General features: G+C 69.3%; 18 protein-coding genes. 2 read left to right on the top strand and 16 right to left on the bottom strand.

Translation table 11 applies throughout. The features are described 5' to 3' along the window. On the bottom strand, positions 1 to 477 hold the full coding sequence (locus ACW5F0_RS03495; protein ID WP_456999028.1) for a redoxin family protein: 477 nt from the start codon (positions 475 to 477) through the stop codon (positions 1 to 3). A gap of 159 nt (positions 478 to 636) precedes the next feature. On the opposite strand from ACW5F0_RS03495, the gene ACW5F0_RS03490 reads away from it, so the two are divergent. Beyond that, positions 637 to 1,545 carry a DnaJ C-terminal domain-containing protein gene (locus ACW5F0_RS03490; protein ID WP_456964638.1) on the top strand — a complete coding sequence of 303 codons (909 nt, stop codon included), beginning with the start codon at positions 637 to 639 and terminating at the stop codon, positions 1,543 to 1,545. A gap of 12 nt (positions 1,546 to 1,557) precedes the next feature. Here the strand turns inward: ACW5F0_RS03490 and pilH are convergent, their stop codons facing one another. From pilH to purB, 9 genes are all read right to left on the bottom strand, one after another. Further along, complete coding sequence (pilH, locus tag ACW5F0_RS03485) at positions 1,558 to 1,947, bottom strand: twitching motility response regulator PilH (protein WP_456999027.1); 390 nt, start codon at positions 1,945 to 1,947, stop codon at positions 1,558 to 1,560. Positions 1,948 to 2,014: 67 nt separating this feature from the next. Beyond that, positions 2,015 to 3,007: a YhdH/YhfP family quinone oxidoreductase gene (locus tag ACW5F0_RS03480; RefSeq protein ID WP_456964636.1), complete on the bottom strand. Its 993-nt coding sequence runs from the start codon at positions 3,005 to 3,007 to the stop codon at positions 2,015 to 2,017. Between the two features lie 97 nt (positions 3,008 to 3,104). Further along, positions 3,105 to 3,698 carry an LOG family protein gene (locus tag ACW5F0_RS03475; protein WP_456999026.1) on the bottom strand — a complete coding sequence of 198 codons (594 nt, stop codon included), beginning with the start codon at positions 3,696 to 3,698 and terminating at the stop codon, positions 3,105 to 3,107. Between the two features lie 103 nt (positions 3,699 to 3,801). Further along, positions 3,802 to 5,238 carry a dihydrolipoyl dehydrogenase gene (lpdA, locus tag ACW5F0_RS03470; protein WP_456964634.1) on the bottom strand — a complete coding sequence of 479 codons (1,437 nt, stop codon included), beginning with the start codon at positions 5,236 to 5,238 and terminating at the stop codon, positions 3,802 to 3,804. A gap of 15 nt (positions 5,239 to 5,253) precedes the next feature. Further along, positions 5,254 to 6,477 (bottom strand): dihydrolipoyllysine-residue succinyltransferase, encoded by a 1,224-nt coding sequence (gene sucB, locus ACW5F0_RS03465; protein ID WP_456964633.1) that lies wholly within the window; start codon positions 6,475 to 6,477, stop codon positions 5,254 to 5,256. Positions 6,478 to 6,519: 42 nt separating this feature from the next. Beyond that, complete coding sequence (locus tag ACW5F0_RS03460) at positions 6,520 to 9,384, bottom strand: 2-oxoglutarate dehydrogenase E1 component (RefSeq protein ID WP_456999025.1); 2,865 nt, start codon at positions 9,382 to 9,384, stop codon at positions 6,520 to 6,522. Between the two features lie 166 nt (positions 9,385 to 9,550). Continuing rightward, positions 9,551 to 10,051 carry a DUF7931 domain-containing protein gene (locus ACW5F0_RS03455; protein WP_456999024.1) on the bottom strand — a complete coding sequence of 167 codons (501 nt, stop codon included), beginning with the start codon at positions 10,049 to 10,051 and terminating at the stop codon, positions 9,551 to 9,553. Beyond that, positions 10,048 to 11,271, bottom strand: a complete 1,224-nt coding sequence (locus tag ACW5F0_RS03450; protein WP_456964629.1) for a JmjC domain-containing protein — start codon at positions 11,269 to 11,271, stop codon at positions 10,048 to 10,050. The genes ACW5F0_RS03455 and ACW5F0_RS03450 overlap by 4 nt, the downstream gene beginning before the upstream one ends. Positions 11,272 to 11,299: 28 nt before the next feature. Continuing rightward, on the bottom strand, positions 11,300 to 12,670 hold the full coding sequence (gene purB / locus ACW5F0_RS03445; protein WP_456999023.1) for an adenylosuccinate lyase: 1,371 nt from the start codon (positions 12,668 to 12,670) through the stop codon (positions 11,300 to 11,302). Between the two features lie 439 nt (positions 12,671 to 13,109). Between purB and ACW5F0_RS03440 the strand changes: the two genes are divergently transcribed. Continuing rightward, positions 13,110 to 14,498, top strand: a complete 1,389-nt coding sequence (locus ACW5F0_RS03440) for a class II fumarate hydratase (protein WP_456999022.1) — start codon at positions 13,110 to 13,112, stop codon at positions 14,496 to 14,498. A gap of 24 nt (positions 14,499 to 14,522) precedes the next feature. Here the strand turns inward: ACW5F0_RS03440 and ACW5F0_RS03435 are convergent, their stop codons facing one another. The 6 genes from ACW5F0_RS03435 to ACW5F0_RS03410 form a co-directional block, all read right to left on the bottom strand. Beyond that, a complete protein-coding gene (locus tag ACW5F0_RS03435; protein WP_456964626.1) occupies positions 14,523 to 15,422 on the bottom strand; it encodes a universal stress protein in 900 nt (299 codons plus the stop codon). Positions 15,423 to 15,518: 96 nt separating this feature from the next. Beyond that, positions 15,519 to 16,358: a hypothetical protein gene (locus ACW5F0_RS03430; RefSeq protein ID WP_456999021.1), complete on the bottom strand. Its 840-nt coding sequence runs from the start codon at positions 16,356 to 16,358 to the stop codon at positions 15,519 to 15,521. Between the two features lie 49 nt (positions 16,359 to 16,407). Further along, on the bottom strand, positions 16,408 to 17,454 hold the full coding sequence (locus tag ACW5F0_RS03425; protein WP_456999020.1) for a hypothetical protein: 1,047 nt from the start codon (positions 17,452 to 17,454) through the stop codon (positions 16,408 to 16,410). Continuing rightward, the gene (locus tag ACW5F0_RS03420; protein ID WP_456999019.1) at positions 17,454 to 18,323 is read right to left on the bottom strand and encodes an ABC transporter ATP-binding protein; all 870 of its coding nucleotides are present in this window, start codon (positions 18,321 to 18,323) and stop codon (positions 17,454 to 17,456) included. Before ACW5F0_RS03420 ends, ACW5F0_RS03425 begins: the two co-directional genes overlap by 1 nt. Then, positions 18,320 to 18,682 carry a GntR family transcriptional regulator gene (locus ACW5F0_RS03415; protein ID WP_456964622.1) on the bottom strand — a complete coding sequence of 121 codons (363 nt, stop codon included), beginning with the start codon at positions 18,680 to 18,682 and terminating at the stop codon, positions 18,320 to 18,322. Before ACW5F0_RS03415 ends, ACW5F0_RS03420 begins: the two co-directional genes overlap by 4 nt. 3 nt (positions 18,683 to 18,685) lie before the next feature. Continuing rightward, positions 18,686 to 18,940, bottom strand: a complete 255-nt coding sequence (locus tag ACW5F0_RS03410) for a hypothetical protein (protein WP_456999018.1) — start codon at positions 18,938 to 18,940, stop codon at positions 18,686 to 18,688. Positions 18,941 to 19,116: the final 176 nt, after the last annotated feature.

The raw sequence follows: 19,116 nt of genomic DNA, 5'->3' as shown, positions 1-19,116 counted from the left end.
TCAGATGGCGCCGAGCACGTGCTCGGCGGAAGACACCTTGAACTCGCCCGGCGCCTCGACGAACAGCTGCTTCACCACGCCGTCCTCGGCGTAGAGCGCGAAACGCTTGCTGCGCATCCCCATGCCGAAGGCGGTGCCGTCCATCTCCAGGCCGAGCGCGCGGGCGAAGTCGCCGTTGCCGTCGGACAGCATGCGCAGCCCCGCGGGAATGTGCTGGCTTTCGCCCCAGGCCTGCATCACGAACGGATCGTTGACCGCCATGCAGGCGACCTCGATGCCACGCTCCCTGAATTCGCCGAAGCGTTCGACGAAGCCGGGTAGGTGGCGCTCGGAGCAGGTCGGCGTGAAGGCGCCGGGCACCGCGAACAGCACCACGTTCTTGTGCGCGAACAGGGTCGGGGTATCGATGGTCTGCACGCCGTCGTCGATGTGCTTGAGCGTGACTTCCGGGATGGCATCGCCGATCTGGATGGGCATTGGGGGCTCCGTGTGGGCAGGGCGGGACCGGGATGGGCCGCAGCGTACCCATGGTGCCATGCGCCGTGGAAAATGCGGCCTTGCCTTGCCCGGCACCGCCCCGATATTGCTAACCTGCCGCCGCCGCGCACGACCTGCGGCGGCGCGAGTGGAGATCGCATGCAGTTCAAGGATTACTACGCCATCCTGGGTATCGAACCCAGCGCCGGCGACGCCGAGATCAAGACCGCCTACCGGCGGCTTGCGCGCAAGTACCATCCCGACGTCAGCAAGGAGGCCGGCGCCGAGGACAAGTTCAAGTCCGTCAACGAGGCCTACGAGGCGCTGCGCGATGCGGAGCGCCGCAAGGCCTACGACCAGCTGCGCAGCCGTGGCTACCGGCCGGGTGACGACATCCATCCGCCGCCGGGTGGCTTCGGCGGCAACGGCGGCGGGCCGGGCTTCGACTACGAAGAGGTCTTCGGCGGCGGCGGCGGTGGCAACGGCGGCTTCAGCGACTTTTTCGAAAGCCTGTTCCGGCGCCAGGCGCAGCAGCGTGGCGGACCGGGCTTCGGCGCGCCGCCGCGCGGCGATACGCGCGCGCGGCTGGTGGTGCCGCTGGAAACCGTGCACCAGGGCGGGGCGATGCGCATCGCGGTCAAGGGCCGCACGCTCGAGGTCAAGGTGCCGCGCGGGATCCGCCCGGGCCAGGTGATCCGGCTGGCGGGGCAGGGCGAGCACGGAGGGAACCTGCTGCTCGAGGTCGAGTACGGCACGCATCCGCGCTTCGAGGTCGACGGCCGCAACATCCTGTACGCGCTGCCGATCGCGCCCTGGGAGGCTGCGCTGGGCGCGAGCGTGAGCGTGCCGACGCTGGGCGGTACGGTGGAAATCAAGGTGCCGGCCGGCTCCGAGGCCGGACGCCGCCTGCGCCTGCGCGGACGCGGATTGCCCGGTAGCGGTGGCCAGGGCGACGGCGACCAGATCGTGGAGCTCGAGGTCCAGGCCCCGGCGCCACGGGACGATGCGCAGAAAGCCGCCTACGAGGCGCTGCGCGATGCCTTCTCCGGGGAGTGGCGGCGCGAGTAGCGCCGCGCCGGCTCAGGCCGCCGTGGGCGGCGTGGGCTCGGTGGCGACCGCCTTGGTGATGGTCTCCGACAGCTCGGTCTCGCTGAACGGCTTGGTGAGGTAGGCGCGCGCGCCCTGGCGCATGCCCCAGACCCGGTCGGTTTCCTGGTCCTTGGTGGTCACCAGGATCACCGGGATGTGCCGGGTGGCCGGATCGCGCGTGATCGAACGCGTGGCCTGGAAGCCGTTGAGGTTCGGCATCACCACGTCCATCAGGATCAGGTCGGGCAGCTCGCGCTTGGCCGCCTCGACGCCGGCAGCGCCGTCCTCCGCGGTCAGCGCCTCGTGGCCGAGGCCTTCGACGATGCGACGGATGCCCATCAGCTGCGACGGTGAGTCGTCGACGATCAGGATGCGCGCCATGGTGTCCCCCGTTGGATTCTGGCCGATTGTAGCCGTCGCGGGCAGCGCTGCAAGCGCGGCCCGGGTTTCAGAGCTTGACCAGGGTGCGGCCCAGCGACCCGCCCGCCAGCATGCCGTCGAATACCGCGGGCAGTTCATCGAGGCCCACTTCACGGGTGCAGATGCGGTCCAGGTGGCGGGGCTTCCACTCGCCGGCCAGGCGGCGCCAGACCTCGTCGCGGATGTCGCGCGCGGTGCCGGCCGAGGCCACGCCCAGCAGCGACACGCCGCGGATGATGAAAGGCATCACCGTGGCCGGCAGGTCATGGGTGGCTGCCAGCCCGGCGCTGGCGACGTTGCCGTAAGGCGTGGTCTGCGCCAGCAAGCTGGCCAGCATCGGGCCGCCGACGTTGTCGAGGCCACCGCCGAAGCGAGCCGATTCCATCGGCCGCGTGGTCGTGAGCGCGTCGCGGCCGATGACCTCGGCTGCGCCGATCTCCCTGAGATATGCGGCCTGTTCCGGCTTGCCGCTGACCGCGTTGACCTCGTAGCCGGCACTCGAGAAGATGTCCACGGCCAGCGAACCGACGCCGCCCGTGGCGCCGGTGACGGCCAGCGGGCCAAGATCGGGATGCTGGCGGTTTTCGGTCATGCGCAACAGCGCCAGCGCGGCGGTGAAGCCAGCGGTGCCGAGCACCATCGACTCGCGCAACGAGAGGCCCGCGGGCAGCGGGATCGTCCACCTCGACTCCACGCGCGCGTACTCCGAATAACCGCCGTCACGGGTCTCGCTGAGGCCGCAGCCGGTGACCAGCACCGCGTCGCCCTCGCGGAAGGCAGGATCGGTGGACGCGACCACGTGGCCGGCGACGTCGATGCCGCCCACCAGCGGGAAGCGGCGCAGGATCCTGCCCTGGCCGGTGCCGGCCAGCGCATCCTTGAAGTTGACCGAGGAGAACGCGGTGCGCAGCACCACTTCGCCCGGTGCCAGCTGGTCGATGCCGACCTGCTCGATGCCGGAGCGGTAGCCCTGGTCGTCGTCGTGGATGCGGAAGGCGCGGAAGCTGTGGGGGATCGTCATGCCGTGCTCTCGAAAGCGCCGCGCAGGCTGCGGCCAGCGCCATTATCGGCGATGGCCGGCTCCCACAAAAAGGGGCAAAGGCGCGGCGCGGCTTGCCTCAGCGCAATTCGCGGCTGCGCTTCTCGTCGAGCCACTTCGAGGCCGACGCAGGCTGGTAGTCGCGCATCCAGTCGAGCATCGCGTCGATGTCCTGGCCTGTCCACAGGTCCTCGCGCTGGCCGGGGTGCAGGAAGCGCTCCTCGACCATGCGGTCCATCATCGCGACCAGCGGCTGGTAATACCCTTCGATGTCGAGGATGCCGCAGGGCTTGTCGCCGATGCCGAGCTGGCGCCAGGTCAGCATCTCGATGATCTCTTCAAGGGTGCCGAAGCCGCCGGGCAGGGCCACGAAGCCGTCGGCCAGGTCGAACATCCGCGACTTGCGCTCGTGCATCGAACCCACGACTTCGAGTTCGGTGAGGCCCAGGTGCGCCACTTCCATGTCGAGCAGCTGCTTGGGGATCACGCCCGTGACTTCGCCGCCTGCAGCCAGCACCGCGTCGGCGATCGTGCCCATGAGGCCGATGTTGCCGCCGCCGTAGACCAGGCGGATGCCGGCGCGCGCCATGCGCGTGCCCAGCGCGATCGCGCGCTCGGCGTAGGCGGGGCGGATGCCGCTGTTGGAACCGCAGTAGACGCACAGGCTTTTCATGGACAGGTCATCGGTATGGGCCGGAAAGGACGGCGCCGGGCAGTGCCCGGCGCTGGGTGTTGCTGGATCGGTGCAGGGCGCCAGGGACGCCCTGCACGCGCGATCAGTTCGCCTTGTGGATCGCGCGCTTGTCGACCGCCATGGCGGCGTCGTGGATCGCTTCCGACAGGCTCGGATGCGCATGGCAGATGCGGGCGAGATCGTCGGCGGAGCCCTTGAACTCCATCGTCAGCACGCCTTCGTGCACGAGTTCGGACACGTTGGCGCCGACCAGGTGCATGCCGAGCACGCGATCGGTCTCGGCATGCGCCAGCACTTTCACGAAGCCCGCCGGCTCGACCATCGCCACGGCGCGACCGTTGGCGGCGAAGGGGAAGCTGCCCGACTTGTACGGGATGCCTTCTTCCTTCAGCTGCTGCTCGGTCTTGCCGACCCAGGCCAGCTCCGGCTCGGTGTAGATGACCCAGGGGATGGTGTCCATGTTGACGTGGCCGGGGAGGCCAGCGATCAGCTCGGCCACCGCGATGCCTTCCTCGAAGCCCTTGTGCGCCAGCATCGGGCCGCGCACGCAGTCACCGACCGCCCAGACGCCGTCGACACCGGTGTGGCAGTGCTCGTCGACCTCGATCTGGCCGCGTTCGCTGAGCTTCACGCCGCTGTCGTCGGCCAGCAGGCCCTTGCTCGCGGCCCTGCGGCCCACGGCCACCAGCAGCTTGTCCACGGTGATCGTCTGTTCGCCCTTCTTGTCTTCGAAGGTGACCTGGACTTCCTTCTTCTTGCCCTTGCCGGTGACTTCGGCCTTGGAAACCTTGGCGCCAAGCTTGATGTCCAGGCCCTGCTTCTTGAATTCGCGTGCGGCGAGCTTCGACACCTCGGCGTCGGCCGCGGCCAGGAAGTCGGGCAGGGCTTCGAGCACCGTGACCTCGGCGCCCAGGCGCTTCCACACGCTGCCCAGTTCCAGGCCGATCACGCCCGCGCCGATCACCGCCAGGCGCTTGGGCACCTCGGGGAAGTCCAGCGCGCCGACGTTGTCGACGATGGTGTCACCGTCGAACTTCGCGAACGGCAGTTCGATGGAGTCCGAGCCCGCGGCGATGATGACGTTGGTGCCGGTGAGCTCGACCTCGCTGCCGTCGTGCTGCTTGACCTTCACGAGTCGGTCGGCGTGCAGGGTCGCGAAGCCGTAGTACGGCGCGACCTTGTTGGCCTTGAACAACTGCGCGATGCCGCCGGTGAACTGCTTCACGATGGCGTCCTTGCGGCCGACCATCTTTTCGACGTCGATCTGCGGATCCTTGGCCGTGATGCCGTGCTGCCCGAACACGTGCTGCAGGTTGTGGAACTGGCGCGAGGAGTCCAGCAGCGCCTTCGACGGGATGCAGCCCACGCGCAGGCAGGTGCCGCCAAGCGCCGGCTTGCCGTCCTTGCCCAGGCCCGCGTCGATGCAGGCGACCTTCATGCCCAGCTGGGCGGCGCGGATCGCGGCGTGGTAGCCGGCAGGGCCGGCACCGATCACGACAACATCAAACTGTTCAGCCATTTCGGTTCCTTTTTCTTACATGCCCAGGAGCATGCGGTGCGGATTTTCCAGCTGGTCCTTGATGTCCACCAGGAACAGCACCGCGTCCTTGCCGTCGATGATGCGGTGGTCGTAGCTGAGCGCGATGTACATCATCGGCGCGGCGACCACGGCGCCGTTCTCGACGATCGGGCGCTCCTTGATGGTGTGCATGCCCAGGATCGCGGACTGCGGCGGATTGACGATCGGCGTCGACATCAGCGAGCCGAAGGTGCCGCCGTTGGTGATCGTGAAGGTGCCGCCCTGCAGGTCGTCCAGCGACAGCTTGCCGTCGCGCGCCTTCTTCGCGTAGTCGCCGATCTGCAGCTCGATGTCGGCGAAGCCCATGCGCTCGACGTTGCGCAGCACCGGCGTCACCAGGCCCTTCTCGGTCGACACCGCGATCGAGATGTCGGCATAGCCGTGGTAGATGATGTCGTCGCCGTCGACCGAGGCGTTGACCACCGGGTACTTCTGCAGCGCGTTGGCAGCCGCCTTGGCAAAGAAGCTCATGAAGCCGAGCTTGACGCCGTGCTGCTTCTGGAAGGACTCGCCCAGCTCCTTGCGCATGGCCATGACCTTGCCCAGGTTGACCTCGTTGAACGAGGTCAGCATCGCGGTCGACTCCTTCGACTGCATCAGGCGCTCGGCGATGCGCTTGCGGATGCGGGTCATCGGCACGCGCTCTTCCGGACGTGCGCCGCCGGAGACCCCGGCGGTCTTGCCCGAGGCGTAGTTGACCAGGTCTTCCTTGGTCACCGCGCCGCGGCGGCCGGTGCCTTCGACCTGCGCGGGGTCGATGCCGTCCTTCACCGCGGTGAAGCGCGCGCCCGGGGGAAGGCTGTCGGTGCCCGAGGCCGGGTCTGGACGCGTGGAGGCAGGTGCCTTGGCCTCGGCCTTGGCGGCGGCGGCCTTGGGCTGCACTTCCTGCGCGCCGGCGGCGGGCTCTTCCTTCGGCGCGTCGGCAGCCTTCGCCGGGGCGGCGCCTTCCTCGATCACCGCCAGCACCTGCTGGCTGGTGACGGTGTCACCCTCGGCGTACTTCAGTTCCTTGATCACGCCCTCGACGGTCGAGGGGACCTCGAGCACCACCTTGTCGGTCTCGAGGTCGACGATGTTCTCGTCGCGCGCGACGGCGTCGCCCACCTTCTTGTGCCAGGTGGCGATGGTGGCGTCGGAAACGGATTCGGGGAGTACCGGTACCTTGATCTCGGTGGCCATGGTCTTGATGCGTCCTGGTCGTGGCTGTCAGCGTGTGTGGGGTCAGTCGGCGGCGAAAACGCTGCCGACGGGCGAGGCGAGGGCATCGTCGACCAGCTGCTGCTGCTCGACGACATGGTCGGCGAAGTGGCCGACGGCGGGCGAGGGCGAGCGCTGGCGGCCGGCATAGTGCAGCTCCAGCTTGGCCGGCACGCAGGCCTGCAGGTGGTGGCGGATCTGGTACCACGCGCCCTGGTTCTGCGGCTCTTCCTGGCACCAGACGACCGAGGTCGCCTTGTCGTAGCGGCCGAGTTCCTCGACCAGCGCGGCGCGCGGGAAGGGATAGAGCTGCTCGACGCGCACCAGGGCGACATCGTCCCGGCCGCGCTTTTCCTTTTCCTCCAGCAGGTCGTAATAGACCTTGCCCGAGCACAGGACCACGCGCGTGACCTTCTTCGGATCCGCCGAGGCGTCGCCGATCAGGTGGCGGAACTCGCCGTTGGCGAGTTCTTCCAGGCTCGAGACCGCCAGCTTGTGGCGCAGCAGCGACTTCGGCGACATCACCACCAGCGGCTTGCGGGTGCTCATCCGCATCTGCCGGCGCAGCATGTGGAAGGCCTGGGCGGGCGTGGACGGCACGCAGACCAGCATGTTGTCGAGCGCGCACAGCTGCAGGAAGCGCTCCAGGCGGGCCGAGCTGTGCTCGGGGCCCTGGCCTTCGTAACCATGCGGCAGCAACAGGGTCAGTCCGCTGAGGCGGCCCCACTTGGCTTCGCCCGAGGCGATGAACTGGTCGATCACCACCTGCGCGCCGTTGGCGAAGTCGCCGAACTGGCCCTCCCAGATGCACAGCGTGCTCGGGTCGGTGGTGGAGAAACCGTACTCGTAGGCCATCACCGCCTCCTCGCTGAGCAGCGAGTCGATCACGGTGGCGCGCTCCGGACGGTCGACCAGCTGGCGCAGCGGCAGGTAATAGCCGTCGGTGGTCTGGTCGTGGAGGATCGCGTGGCGATGGGTGAAGGTGCCGCGGCCGACGTCCTGGCCCACCAGGCGCAGGCCGTAGCCTTCGTCGAGCAGGGTGGCGTAGGCGAGGTTCTCGGCGAAGCCCCAGTCGGCACCCGCATCACCGGCGGCCATCTTGCGGCGGTCGTCATAGACCTTGGCCACGCGCGAGTGCAGCTTGACCTCGTCGGGGATGGTGGTGATCGACTGGGCCAGCGCCTTGAGCTTCTTCGCCGGCACCGTGGTGTCGACCTTGTCGGTGAGGTTGCCCTCGAGCAAACCGGGCCAATCGACGAACAGGCGGCTCTCGCGAGGGGTCTTCTCGACCTTTGCAAGCTCCGTGGTGACCTCGCCGGAATCAAGCTTGTCGCGGAAGGCGTCGACGAGTGCCTGGCCGCCCTTGGCCGGCAGCACGCCGCGTTCCTCTAGGGTGGTCGCGTAGAGCTCGCGGGTGGTCTTGTGCTGGCGGATGACCTGGTACATCACCGGCTGGGTGATCGCCGGCTCGTCGGCCTCGTTGTGGCCGTGGCGGCGATAGCAGACCAGGTCGATCACCACGTCCTTGCGGAATTCCTGGCGGAAGTCGTAGGCCAGGCGCGCGGCGAAGGCCACGGCTTCGGGGTCGTCGGCGTTCACGTGCAGCACCGGCGCGCCGATCATCTTGGCGACGTCGGTGCAGTACAGCGTGGAGCGGGCATCGGCCACGTTGCTGGTGGTGAAGCCGACCTGGTTGTTGACCACGACGTGCACCGTGCCGCCGACCGCGAAGCCGCGGGCCTGCGACATCTGGAACAGTTCCATCACCACGCCCTGGCCGGCGAAGGCCGCGTCGCCGTGGATCAGGATCGGCATCACCTGGCGGCGGTCCTCGTCGTGGCGGCGCTCCTGGCGCGAACGCACGGAGCCGGCGACCACGGGGTCGACGATCTCGAGGTGGGACGGATTGAAGGCCAGCGCCAGGTGCACCGGGCCGCCGTCGGTGACGACGTCGGCGGAGAAGCCCATGTGGTACTTCACGTCGCCGGCGTGGGCGCGCGGGTCGTACTCGAACTTGCCCTCGAACTCGTCGAACAGCTTGCGCGGGCTCTTGCCCAGCGTGTTGACCAGCACGTTGAGGCGGCCGCGGTGGGCCATGCCGATCACGATGTCCTTGACGCCGTCGTTGCCGGCGCTGCGGATCACGGTGTCGAGCAGCGGGATCAGGGAGTCGCCGCCTTCCAGCGAGAAGCGCTTCTGGCCGACGTACTTGGTATGCAGGTAGCGCTCCAGGCCCTCGGCCGCGGTGAGGCGCTCGAGGATGCGGCGCTGCTCGTCCGGGGTGTGGCTGTAGCGGCCACCGGCGGTTTCCATGCGCTCGTACATCCAGCGCCGCTGCGCGGCTTCGGGGATGTGCATGAACTCGGCGCCGATGGGGCCGGCATAGGTGGCCTGGAGCAGGCCCAGCAGCTCGCGCAGGCGCATGCGCGGCGCGCCGCCGAAGGTGCTGGTGCCGCCGCCGGGACCGGTGGCGAACTCGGCGTCGAGGTCGGCATCGGACAGCCCGTGGAAGGGCAGCTCGAGATCGGGCGCCTCCGGCAGCTCGGACATGCCGAGCGGATCGGTGGCCGCGCGAAGGTGGCCGCGCGAGCGGTAGGCGGTGATCAGCTTGAGCACCGAGCCCTGCTTGCGCTGGGCCTCGAGGTCACCGCCGCCGGCGGAGACCACCACGCCATTGCGGGCCTCGCGGCCGGCGCGGGCCACGGCATCCATGACCACGGAGTGGGGAACGTCCCCCGCTTCGCGACCCTTGAATCCGTCGAACCAGGCCTTCCACTTGTCGCCGACGCTGTCGGGGTCCACGAGATACTGCTCGTACAGGTCCTCGATGAAGGCGGCATTGGCGCCGAGCTGGGAGGACTGCGCAAACTGCTTCAGAAGACTGTCCACGTCGGTTGGGCGGGCTCTTTCAGGATTGGCGCGCGCCAGTCCCGCATTGATGAATGCGGCCGCGGCGCGGGGGCGGGGGGAAAGCGCAATTATAGCCGGACGCGCCCTTGCGACGCATCACGTACCGGTCATTGAGCGTTCCGCCTGCGGGGCGTAGGGACGCGGCTCAGAGGCCGAGGGCGCGCAGCTCGCTGCAGGGCCGGGAACGCTCCCAGACCGGGTCGAAGGCTTCCACCAGCTGGCGCGCGCGTCCGGCTCCCGACGGCATCGCCTCGCCGTCGAAACGATGGCCGAATTCGCGGTGGTAGCAGCCGCCGTTGTCGGTGGCGATGAAGGCATCGGCGCGGGCGCGGTCGACGGGATCGGCCAGCTCGCGGAACTGGAACACGCTGGGCAGGCGCTGGGCCAGCGCCAGCAGCGGGGCATGGGCACGCTGGATGGCGGTGGCGTCCAGGACCAGTAGCCGCACCTCGGCGTCGGTGGTCGAGGTGGCGAAGACGCGCAAGGCCTCCAGCACCCGCGGGTCGTCATACAGGCCCGGGTCGAGCACCCGGCTGAGGATGCGGATGCGGCGGCGGGCGCTGGTGACCAGGCTCACCGTGGCCTCGACCGCTTCTTCGCGATCGGTGATGGCGAGCGTGTCTCCCGCGGCGCCGCGGGTGTTCATGGCGTTTCGTCGTCCGGACTTTCCAGCCGGTAGTGGCCTTCGGCCAGCAGTCCGGCGACGCAGTCGCGCCCGGCCGCGGAGAGCGCGACCCAGGTGCCGGCATCCAGCCATGCGTTGGCGGCGAGGCGCTTCGCATCGGCCACCGGCAGCGGCCAGGCCTGGCCGGCGGCGTAGAGGCGGGCGCCCTTCGCGGCACGGCGCCAGGCGACGCGGGTCCACGGGTAGCGCTGCAGCAGCAGCCCACCGGCCAGTGCACGGGACAGTTCGTCGGTCGCCAGCGGCTGGCCGTCGCCGTGTCCAGGGCCGGCGGCCGCGCGATACACGGTGATGAAACGCCCGAACCAGTCGCCCAGCGCATCGGCATCGGCCATGCGCACGGCGTTGAGCGCTTCGACCACGCGCGCCATTGCGGCAGCGTCGATCTCGTGCGGGTCGCGGGCCGGATCGAGGTCCGCATCCTTGTAACGCAGGGCCTCGTCGGCTTCGGCGGCCAGGGTATCGACGTAGTCGCCCATGAGCTCCGCGACCGAGGGCGCGCGCATGCCCAGCGAGAAGGTCAGGCAGGGATCCTCGGCCACGCCGTGGTGGGGCACGTCGGGCGGCAGGTAGAGCATGTCGCCCGGTTCCAGCACCCAGTCGTGGGTGGGCGTGAACTCGCGCAGCAGCTTGATCTCGACGTCGTTACGGAAGTCCAGCGGCGGCTTGCCGCGGCCCATCGCGTCGGAGGCGTCGATCTGCCAGCGCCGGTGGCCCATGGCCTGGAGCAGGAAGACGTCGTACTGGTCGACGTGCGCGCCAACCGAACCGCCGGTCGCGGCGAAGCTGACCATCACGTCGTCCACCCGCCAGCGCGGCAGGAAGGCAAAGGCCGGCAGCAGGTCGGCGATGTCCGGGTCCCACTTGTCCATGTCCTGGACCAGGAGCGTCCAGTCGCGGTCGCCCAACTCCGCGAAGATCTCTTCGGGAAGGGGCCCGCTACCCACGGTCCAGGCATCGGTGGCGCGGTCGTGCTGGATCAGGCGGGCGAGCACGCCCTCCTCGCAGGCCAGGCCGGCGAGGTCGTCGGGTTCGATCGGCGAGACGTAGCCCGGGAAGGCGCCGCGGATGAGCAGCGGGCGCTTCTGCCAGTAGTCGCGCAGAAAGACGCGGGATGCCATTCCCAGCGGCTGGCCCGGTTTGGCCCGGACTTCGAAGGGAAGGGTGGTGGCGCGCTTGGCCATGGTCGGTTCCTGTGTCGGTCGGCGGCGGTCAGACCGCACGTGCCTGGTCTTCAGCGAGTCCGGTGTACGCACCCGGAGTGAGTTCGAGCAGGCGCCGGCGTTCGTCGTCCGGCAGCTCGAGGCCGGTGATGAACGCGCGCATGGACTCGGCGGTGATGCCCTGGCCACGCGTGAGCGCCTTGAGTTGTTCGTAGGGGCTGGGCAGGCCGTGGCGGCGCATCACCGTCTGCACGGCTTCGGCCAGGACTTCCCAGGCGGCGTCGAGGTCCGCGGCCAGGCGCTCGGGGTTGGTGCTGAGCTTGCCAAGCCCGCGCCCGAGCGCGTCGAAGCCGACCAGCGCGTGGCCGAAGGCCGTGCCCAGGGCACGCAGCACGGTGGAATCGGTGAGGTCGCGCTGCCAGCGGCTGACGGGCAGCTTGGTGGCGAAGTGCTCGAACAGGGCCACGCTGATCCCGAAGTTGCCCTCGGCGTTCTCGAAGTCGATCGGGTTGACCTTGTGCGGCATGGTCGAGCTGCCGACTTCGCCGGCCTTCACGGCCTGTTTGAAATAGCCCAGCGAGATATAGCCCCAGACATCGCGACAGAGATCGATGCAGATGGTGGCGATGCGCTTCTGCACGTCGGCGATCTCGGCGATGCAGTCGTGCGGCTCGATCTGGGTCGTGTACGGATTGAAGTCCAGGCCCAGCGATTCGACGAAGCGGCGCGAGAACGCCGGCCAGTCGACATCAGGGTAGGCGGCCACGTGGGCGTTGTAGTTGCCCACGGCACCATTGGCCTTGCCGGTCAGCGACACCGCCACCAGCTGCGCGCGCTGGCGCTCCAGCCGCGCCACCACGTTGGCGATCTCCTTGCCCACGGTGGTCGGCGAGGCGGTCTGGCCGTGCGTGCGCGAGAGCATCGGCAGCGCGGCGAATTCGTGCGCCATGCCGCGCAGGGTGGCAGTGACGTCGTCCAGCGCCGGCAGCATCACCTCGCGGCGCGCGGCGTCGAGCATCAAGCCGTAGGACAGGTTGTTGATGTCTTCGCTGGTGCAGGCGAAGTGCACGAACTCAAGCGCCGGCCCGAGCGCTGCCTCGTCGGCCAGGCGCTCCTTGATGAAGTACTCGACCGCCTTGACGTCGTGGTTGGTGGTCCGCTCGATTTCCTTCACCCGCGCGGCGTCTGCGGGCGAGAAACCCTGGGCCAGGGCGTGGAGGCGGGCGGTGGCGGCCTCGTCGAACGGGGCCAGTTCCGGAACGCCGGGTTCGGCGGCCAGCGCCAGCAGCCACTCCACTTCCACGCGCACGCGGGCGTGGATCAGCCCGAACTCGGAGAACACCGGCCTCAGCGCCTCCACCTTGCCGGCATAACGGCCGTCGAGCGGGGAGAGGGCGAGCAGCGGGTCGAGGGCGGGCATGGCGGGCTTCGGCGTTGTGAGGCCGGACATTCTACTCGGCGGGTGTTGGGGTTGCCGGATGGTTGTGCGGGGCTTTCCAGGCTTCCTGGCGTGCCGGCTTCGTGTGGGAGCGTGCCGCTGCGCGGTGGGTATGGACCGGCGAAGCAGCCGTCCATGGCTGAATCGCCTACCGCGCACATCCATGTGCGCTGTCCATACCCACCGCGCAGCGGCACGCTTTCGCGGGTGTGCGGTTGTGCGGCTTCGGGAGAGATTGCTTTCGTTGAGCATCGGCGCACAGGGGGGCCGCGTGGCTTAGGGAACGGCCTCTCCCCCCGCCAGCCGTCTCCTGCGGCGCGGACCTGCCCGAGGCCGGCTCCACCTGAGGCACCAACCCCCACGAGGCGCAGGCCCACACGAGGCGCGGCGTATCCTCCAGTGAAACGGACTGGAGGACGACATGGCCAACACGGGCTTTCGAACCGAGCACGACAGCATGGGCGAACTGCAGGTGCCCGCCGATGCGCTGTGGGGCGCGTCGACCCAGCGCGCGGTGGACAACTTCCCCGTCAGCGGGCGGCCGATGCCGCGCGGGTTCATCCGTGCGCTGGGGTTGGTGAAGGCTGCCGCCGCCGATGCCAATGCCGGCTTCGGCCTGCTGCCCAAAGGCCTGGCGGCGTCGATCCGCAAGGCGGCCAACGCCGTCGCCGCCGGTGAGCACGATGCCCATTTCCCGATCGACATCTACCAGACCGGCTCGGGCACCTCGTCGAACATGAACGCCAACGAGGTCATCGCGACCCTCGCCACGCGCGCGGGGAAGAAGCGCGTGCATCCGAACGACCACGTCAACCTCGGCCAGAGTTCGAACGACGTCATCCCGACTGCCCTGCGGGTGTCGGCGCAGCTGGCGGTCGTCGAGGACCTGCTGCCTGCGCTGAAACACCTGCGGCGGACCATCGACCGTCGCGCGCGCTCGCTGGGCAAGGTGGTCAAGACCGGTCGCACGCACCTGATGGACGCGATGCCGCTGACCTTCGCCCAGGAGTTCGGCGCCTGGTCATCACAGCTTGCGTCGGCGGAGGCGCGACTGGCCGATGCGCTCAAGCGCCTGCGGCGGCTGCCGATCGGGGGCACCGCCATCGGCACCGGCATCAATGCCGATCCGCGCTTCGGCAAGGCGGTGAGCCGGGGGCTGTCGACGACGACGGGCACGCGCTTCGAGTCGGCCGCGGACAAGTTCGAAGGCATCGCGTCGCAGGACGATGCGGTGGAGCTGTCGGGCCAGCTCAACGTGCTGGCCGTGGCGCTGACCAAGATCGCCAACGACCTGCGCTGGATGAACTCGGGACCGCTGGCGGGACTGGGCGAAGTGGAACTGCCTGCGCTGCAGCCGGGCAGCTCGATCATGCCGGGCAAGGTCAATCCGGTGATCCCCGAAGCCACGGTGATGGCCTGTGCCCAGGTCATGGGGCACCACGTCGCGGTCACGGTGGCCGGGCAGGGCGGGAACTTCCAGCTCAACGTCGCGCTGCCGCTGATCGCGAACAACCTGCTGGAGTCGATCGGGCTGCTGTCGGCGGTATCGCGGCTGCTGGCCGATCGCGTCATCGCCGGACTGCAGGTGCGGCGCGACGTGGTCGGCGCGGCGGTGGAGCGCAATCCCATCCTTGTCACCGCGCTCAACCCGGTGATCGGCTACGAGAAGGCGGCGGCGATCGCCAAGCAGGCCTACCGCGAGGGGCGGCCGGTGCTGGAGGTCGCGGTTGAAGCGACCGGGATGCCGGAGGCGAAGCTGCGCGCGCTGCTTGATCCGCTGGCGCTGACGCGAGGCGGGATCCAGGGCTGAGCCCGGGCGCGCGCGGCAGCGGATTCAGTCGGACGCGGCCCTGCGCGCTTTCGCTTGCGGTACCAGCAGGGTGTCGCAGGGGCTCGCGTCCAGGATCTCGCGTGCCACGCTGCCGATCACCAGGTGGAAGAGCGCGTTGCGGCCGTGACTGGCCACCACCACCAGGTCCGCGGCGGTGGCGAGGGCATGTTCCGCGAGGCGGATGGCGGCGTCGCCGTGTGCCGCGGCCACGGGCAGGCCGGGATGGCCGTGCTCGGCCAGGAAGCCGGCCGCCGCGCGCAACGTGTCGTCATGCACCTGCGCCACGCTTTCGTCACGATCGCCGTCGCGGAGGCCGAGGTAGGGCACCTCGAATGCGCTGAACAGCGTGGCCCCGGCGTCCGGGAAGAGCTCGCGGGCGACGTCCAGCGCGCGTGCGGAGGACGGCGAGAAATCGCTCGACACGACCATGCGTGCGTATGGCGCGTGCGCCCGGTCGCGGACGATCAGCAGTGGAAGCCGTCCCTGCCGCGCGAGCCAGGTGACGGTCGAGCCGAGCAGGTGGCGCCCGAAGAGGGCGTCATGGGCCACGCCGGTGACGAGCAGGCTGCTGCCGGTTTCCGCGGCGACCGCTTCGATGCAGCTGCCGACCTGTCCTTCGCGCACCAGCAATTCGAAATCCAGTCCGCTCGCGGCCGGGCCGACGTCGCGGCGCAGGCGCGCCGCCGCGCGCAACGCGGCTTCGCTGGCGCGTGGCGGGGCGGGGGTACCGATGCGCGGCGGTGGCGCCGCCGGGGGTTCCACGACGGTCAGCACGACGAGCTTCGCCTGCCACTGCCGGGCCACGGCCACGGCGCGGTCGAGCGCGCGGTCGCAGCGCCCGTCGAGGTCGGTGGCGAGGAGGATGGCGCGTGGTGCGCCGGCGTCCCAGACAGTGTCGTGCATGGCGGCCTCGGCTGGCGGGGGCGACGCCGCGTCCTGCGGCGTGGCTGCAGCGAGTCTAGCCGCGATGCCGCGTGCGGGGTTCCGCACGCGACGGGTTCAGCGCTTGCGCGGCAGGTCGACCTTGCCGGTGACGCCATCGTGGTCGACCGAGCCGCTGCCCAGCGCGCGCACGCGCAGGTCGCCGGCGACGCCACTGACGTCGATGTCCCCCGAACCCACCGAGCCGATATCGACGCTGCCGCCGATGCGCTCGAGGTCGGCATCGCCCGAGCCGATCGAACCGATGTCCACGCTGCCGCGGACATCACGCAGGCCCAGGTCGCCGGAACCGATGCTGCCGACGCGGGCGTCGCCGCGGACGCCGCGCGCTTCGAGGTCGCCGGAGCCGATCGAGCCCACGTTCAGGCTGCCGATGTCGGCCAGTACGATGTCGCCGGAGCCGACGCGTGCATCCACTTCGCCCGCGATCCGGCGCGCATCGGCATCGCCGGAGCCGACGGTGAGGCCGAGTTCGGAGAGACCGGTCGCCCAGGCATCGCCCGAACCCACCCCGATCACGATGGGCATGTTGTCAGGCACCGTGCCGGAGAGATCGAAGTACGCGTAGCGGTTGCCGAAACTCAATCCAACGCGCTCCTCGCGGGCCAGGCGCACCACCAGGCGGTCGCCTTCGCGTGACTGCTCGAGGCTCAGGCGCGCGAGCTCGCTTTCGCTCGAACCGCAGGCGCGGCCCTGCAGGCTGCCGGCCTTGCCGGACTTGCCGTCCAGGCGCAACTTGCTGGCACCGACGTCGAACTCGATGACGCGGGCGTCGCCGATGTCGAGCGTCAGGGACTGCGCCGTGCTGTGCTTGCAGGCGCGGTCGTCATCGGCCTGCGCCGGCGCAGCGGCCAGGCCCAGCACGCAGAGTGCGATGAAGAACGTGTTCGGGGTCATTCGCATGGTGGCACCTCGTGTTCGTGTCATGGATTGCGGCGGGCTGGGTTCAGCCCTCGTCGCGCCAGCGGCGCAGGCGGGTGGCGACCAGCAGCATGGCCACGCCCGCCGCGGCACCGATCCAGGTGGCGGGCTGCAGCAGGTTGCCGTAGACCGCCGCGGGCTCGATCAGGTGGACCAGGCCCGCGCTTTCGATGTGCGCGCTGTCCATGCGCGACAGGTCGTACGGCGTCAGCGGGACCACGCCCAACAGCATCCGCGCCACGATGTGGCTCCAGAACCATTCGGCGCCGAGGTCGAACAGCCGCATCACGCTGAACATGGTCACGAATACACCGGCAAGCACCGGCACCAGCACTGCCCACAGGAAGGGCACGCTGCGCGCCCACGCCGAGCAGAGCATCAGCCAGCCCACGGTCGGCAGTGCCCAGATCGCGTACACCGGGATCACTGCCAGCAGGGACAGCGAAATGGTCAGCGCATGGCCCGGACCCCAGATGAGCTCGAAGGGATTGCCGCCGTGGTACGCGACCACCGCGCTGAGCAGCACCAGGAACACCAGCATGGTGGCGATGGCGATGAGCGTCGCCAGCAGGGGCACGACGAGCGTGGCGGCGACGATCTTGGACAGCACCGTCTCGCCGTCCGACACCGGCAGCGACTTCCAGAACAGGACGCTGCGGTCCTTGCGTTCGTCGTACAGCGCGCCCAGGCAGTAGAAGAACATCACGAACACCATCACGATGAACGGCCAGGCCGACGACAGCAGCATGGTCAGGTCGATGCCGGTGGCGAGCTGGAGCTTGTCCTCCGCACTGAGCTGCCCGGCCAGGACGCCGAGGTCGAGGCCGTTGATGGACATGGACCTGCCATCGTCGAGGAACACCTTCGCGTCGCTGTCGGCGTTGCGCATGCCGACCAGGGCGATCGCGAAGAGGATCGCGGTCAGCAGCAGCGAGATCACCGCCGCGATCGTGGGCGCCCAGAAGAAGCCACCCCTGTGCTCCCAGTATTCGCGCCTGAGCAGCAGCGCGAAGCGGTGGGTCCGGTGTGCCGGGGCCTTGGCGACCGGCAGGGTGTCGACTGTCGCGTTCATCAGTAGGTTCCCTTCATGGTGGCGACGAAGAGGTCGGCGAGCCCCGGCGTGCGGGTTTCGCCGAAGGCGGCCAGGGCGCTGCGCTCGACGCCGTCGAACAGCATCACCGTCTTGCCGAACGGCAGGCTGCGCTCGTCGATCGGCGACAGCGCGCGCGCGTCGTCGGCCTGGCCTGCATCGACCAGCACCTCGGTGAAGCGCGCGGCGAGCTCGTCCATCGGCGCATCGAGCACGATCCGGCCGTCGCGGATGAACAGGGCATCGGTGAGGATGTGCTCGACTTCCTCGACCTGGTGGGTGGTGATGACGATGGTCTTCTCTTCGTCGAAGTAGTCCTCCAGCAGGCGCTGGTAGAACTCCTTGCGATAGAGGACGTCCAGGCCCAGCGTGGGCTCGTCGAGCACCAGTAGGCGGGCGTCGATGGCCATCACCAGGGCCAGGTGCAGCTGCACGATCATGCCCTTGGACATCTCGCGCACCCGCATCTTCGGGGTGAGCTTGGTGTTGGCCAGGAAGCGCTCGCAGCGCGCGCGGTCGAAGCGCGGATGCACGCCTTCGACGAAGGCGATCGCCTCGCGGACCCTCATCCACCGGGGAAGCACGGCGACGTCGGCGATGAAGCAGACATCGTTCATCAGCAGGTTGCGCTGGCTGCGCGGATCGCGCCCCAGCACGGACAGGTCGCCCTGGAAGGGGATCAGCCCGAGGATCGCCTTGAGCGCGGTGGTCTTGCCGGCGCCGTTGGGGCCGATCAGGCCGACGATGCGGCCGCGCTCGACGCGGAACGCGGCCCCGTCGAGGGCCCGCGAGTTCTTGTAGATCTTCTGCAGCCCGCGGGCATCGATGACGGCGGTGTCTTGCATGTTCATGCGGCGTCTCCTTCGCGCAGCAATTCCCCGGGCGTGAGGCCCAGCAGCCGGATGCGTTCAAGCACCAGCGGCCATTCCTCGGTCAGGAAGCGGTCCCGCTCGTTGCCGAGCAGTTTCTTCGATGCTTCTTCGGTCACGAACATGCCCAGGCCCCGGCGCTTCTCGACGAGCGCCTCGTCGGCGAGCTCCTGGTAGGCGCGCGACACGGTGATCGGGTTGAGCTGGTACTCCGCCGCGACCTGGCGCACCGAGGGCAGGGCGTCGCCGGGCTTGAGCTGGCCGTCGAGCATCATCGCGATGACGCGCTCCTTCAGCTGGCGGTAGATGGGAGCGCTGTCGCTCCACTGGATGCCGGACATGGCTCAGCCTCCGATACGGCGCATGCCGCGGGCGAACGAGAAATAGGGCATGGCCAGTCCCCGCCGTCCGCCCCGGGCGCTGCGACGGTCGCGGCGCGCGGCCTCCGCATCGTCAAGGCCGCTGGCCGGGGATGCGTCCTGGGCGGGGCCGCCGGACAGGCCGTTGCTGTCGGGGGGGGTGCCGACCAGCAGGGCTGCGGCCAAGACCAGGCCGGCAGCGGAGAGCGCGATCAGGCTGTGGTTGAGCTTGCGGTCCATGGCTTGGGTCCTGCTCGGGGTGACTGGTGTTGTATGCAACTATAACACCACCACACACCCCGTCAAGCGCCGATGTCCCCAACTCATGGCAGGGGTCGCCCGCGATTGCCCGAGGCGGCCCGTGCCGTGACAATAGGCGCTTCGACGCCGCGTGGAAGCGGCCGGTATCCAGGAGC

The organism is Luteimonas sp. A534 (genome assembly GCF_054072805.1).
This window is presented reverse-complemented; position numbering and strand designations above follow the sequence as displayed.

Excerpts from the sequence above, each read along its gene's own strand:
- ACW5F0_RS03495 (WP_456999028.1), bottom strand. The coding sequence starts at position 477 with ATGCCCATCCAGATCGGCGATGCCATCCCGGAAGTCACGCTCAAGCAC.
- ACW5F0_RS03490 (WP_456964638.1), top strand. The coding sequence starts at position 637 with ATGCAGTTCAAGGATTACTACGCCATCCTGGGTATCGAACCCAGCGCC.
- pilH (WP_456999027.1), bottom strand. The coding sequence starts at position 1,947 with ATGGCGCGCATCCTGATCGTCGACGACTCACCGTCGCAGCTGATGGGC.
- ACW5F0_RS03480 (WP_456964636.1), bottom strand. The coding sequence starts at position 3,007 with ATGACGATCCCCCACAGCTTCCGCGCCTTCCGCATCCACGACGACGAC.
- ACW5F0_RS03475 (WP_456999026.1), bottom strand. The coding sequence starts at position 3,698 with ATGAAAAGCCTGTGCGTCTACTGCGGTTCCAACAGCGGCATCCGCCCC.
- lpdA (WP_456964634.1), bottom strand. The coding sequence starts at position 5,238 with ATGGCTGAACAGTTTGATGTTGTCGTGATCGGTGCCGGCCCTGCCGGC.
- sucB (WP_456964633.1), bottom strand. The coding sequence starts at position 6,477 with ATGGCCACCGAGATCAAGGTACCGGTACTCCCCGAATCCGTTTCCGAC.
- ACW5F0_RS03455 (WP_456999024.1), bottom strand. The coding sequence starts at position 10,051 with ATGAACACCCGCGGCGCCGCGGGAGACACGCTCGCCATCACCGATCGC.
- ACW5F0_RS03450 (WP_456964629.1), bottom strand. The coding sequence starts at position 11,271 with ATGGCCAAGCGCGCCACCACCCTTCCCTTCGAAGTCCGGGCCAAACCG.
- purB (WP_456999023.1), bottom strand. The coding sequence starts at position 12,670 with ATGCCCGCCCTCGACCCGCTGCTCGCCCTCTCCCCGCTCGACGGCCGT.
- ACW5F0_RS03440 (WP_456999022.1), top strand. The coding sequence starts at position 13,110 with ATGGCCAACACGGGCTTTCGAACCGAGCACGACAGCATGGGCGAACTG.
- ACW5F0_RS03435 (WP_456964626.1), bottom strand. The coding sequence starts at position 15,422 with ATGCACGACACTGTCTGGGACGCCGGCGCACCACGCGCCATCCTCCTC.
- ACW5F0_RS03430 (WP_456999021.1), bottom strand. The coding sequence starts at position 16,358 with ATGACCCCGAACACGTTCTTCATCGCACTCTGCGTGCTGGGCCTGGCC.
- ACW5F0_RS03425 (WP_456999020.1), bottom strand. The coding sequence starts at position 17,454 with ATGAACGCGACAGTCGACACCCTGCCGGTCGCCAAGGCCCCGGCACAC.
- ACW5F0_RS03420 (WP_456999019.1), bottom strand. The coding sequence starts at position 18,323 with ATGAACATGCAAGACACCGCCGTCATCGATGCCCGCGGGCTGCAGAAG.
- ACW5F0_RS03415 (WP_456964622.1), bottom strand. The coding sequence starts at position 18,682 with ATGTCCGGCATCCAGTGGAGCGACAGCGCTCCCATCTACCGCCAGCTG.
- ACW5F0_RS03410 (WP_456999018.1), bottom strand. The coding sequence starts at position 18,940 with ATGGACCGCAAGCTCAACCACAGCCTGATCGCGCTCTCCGCTGCCGGC.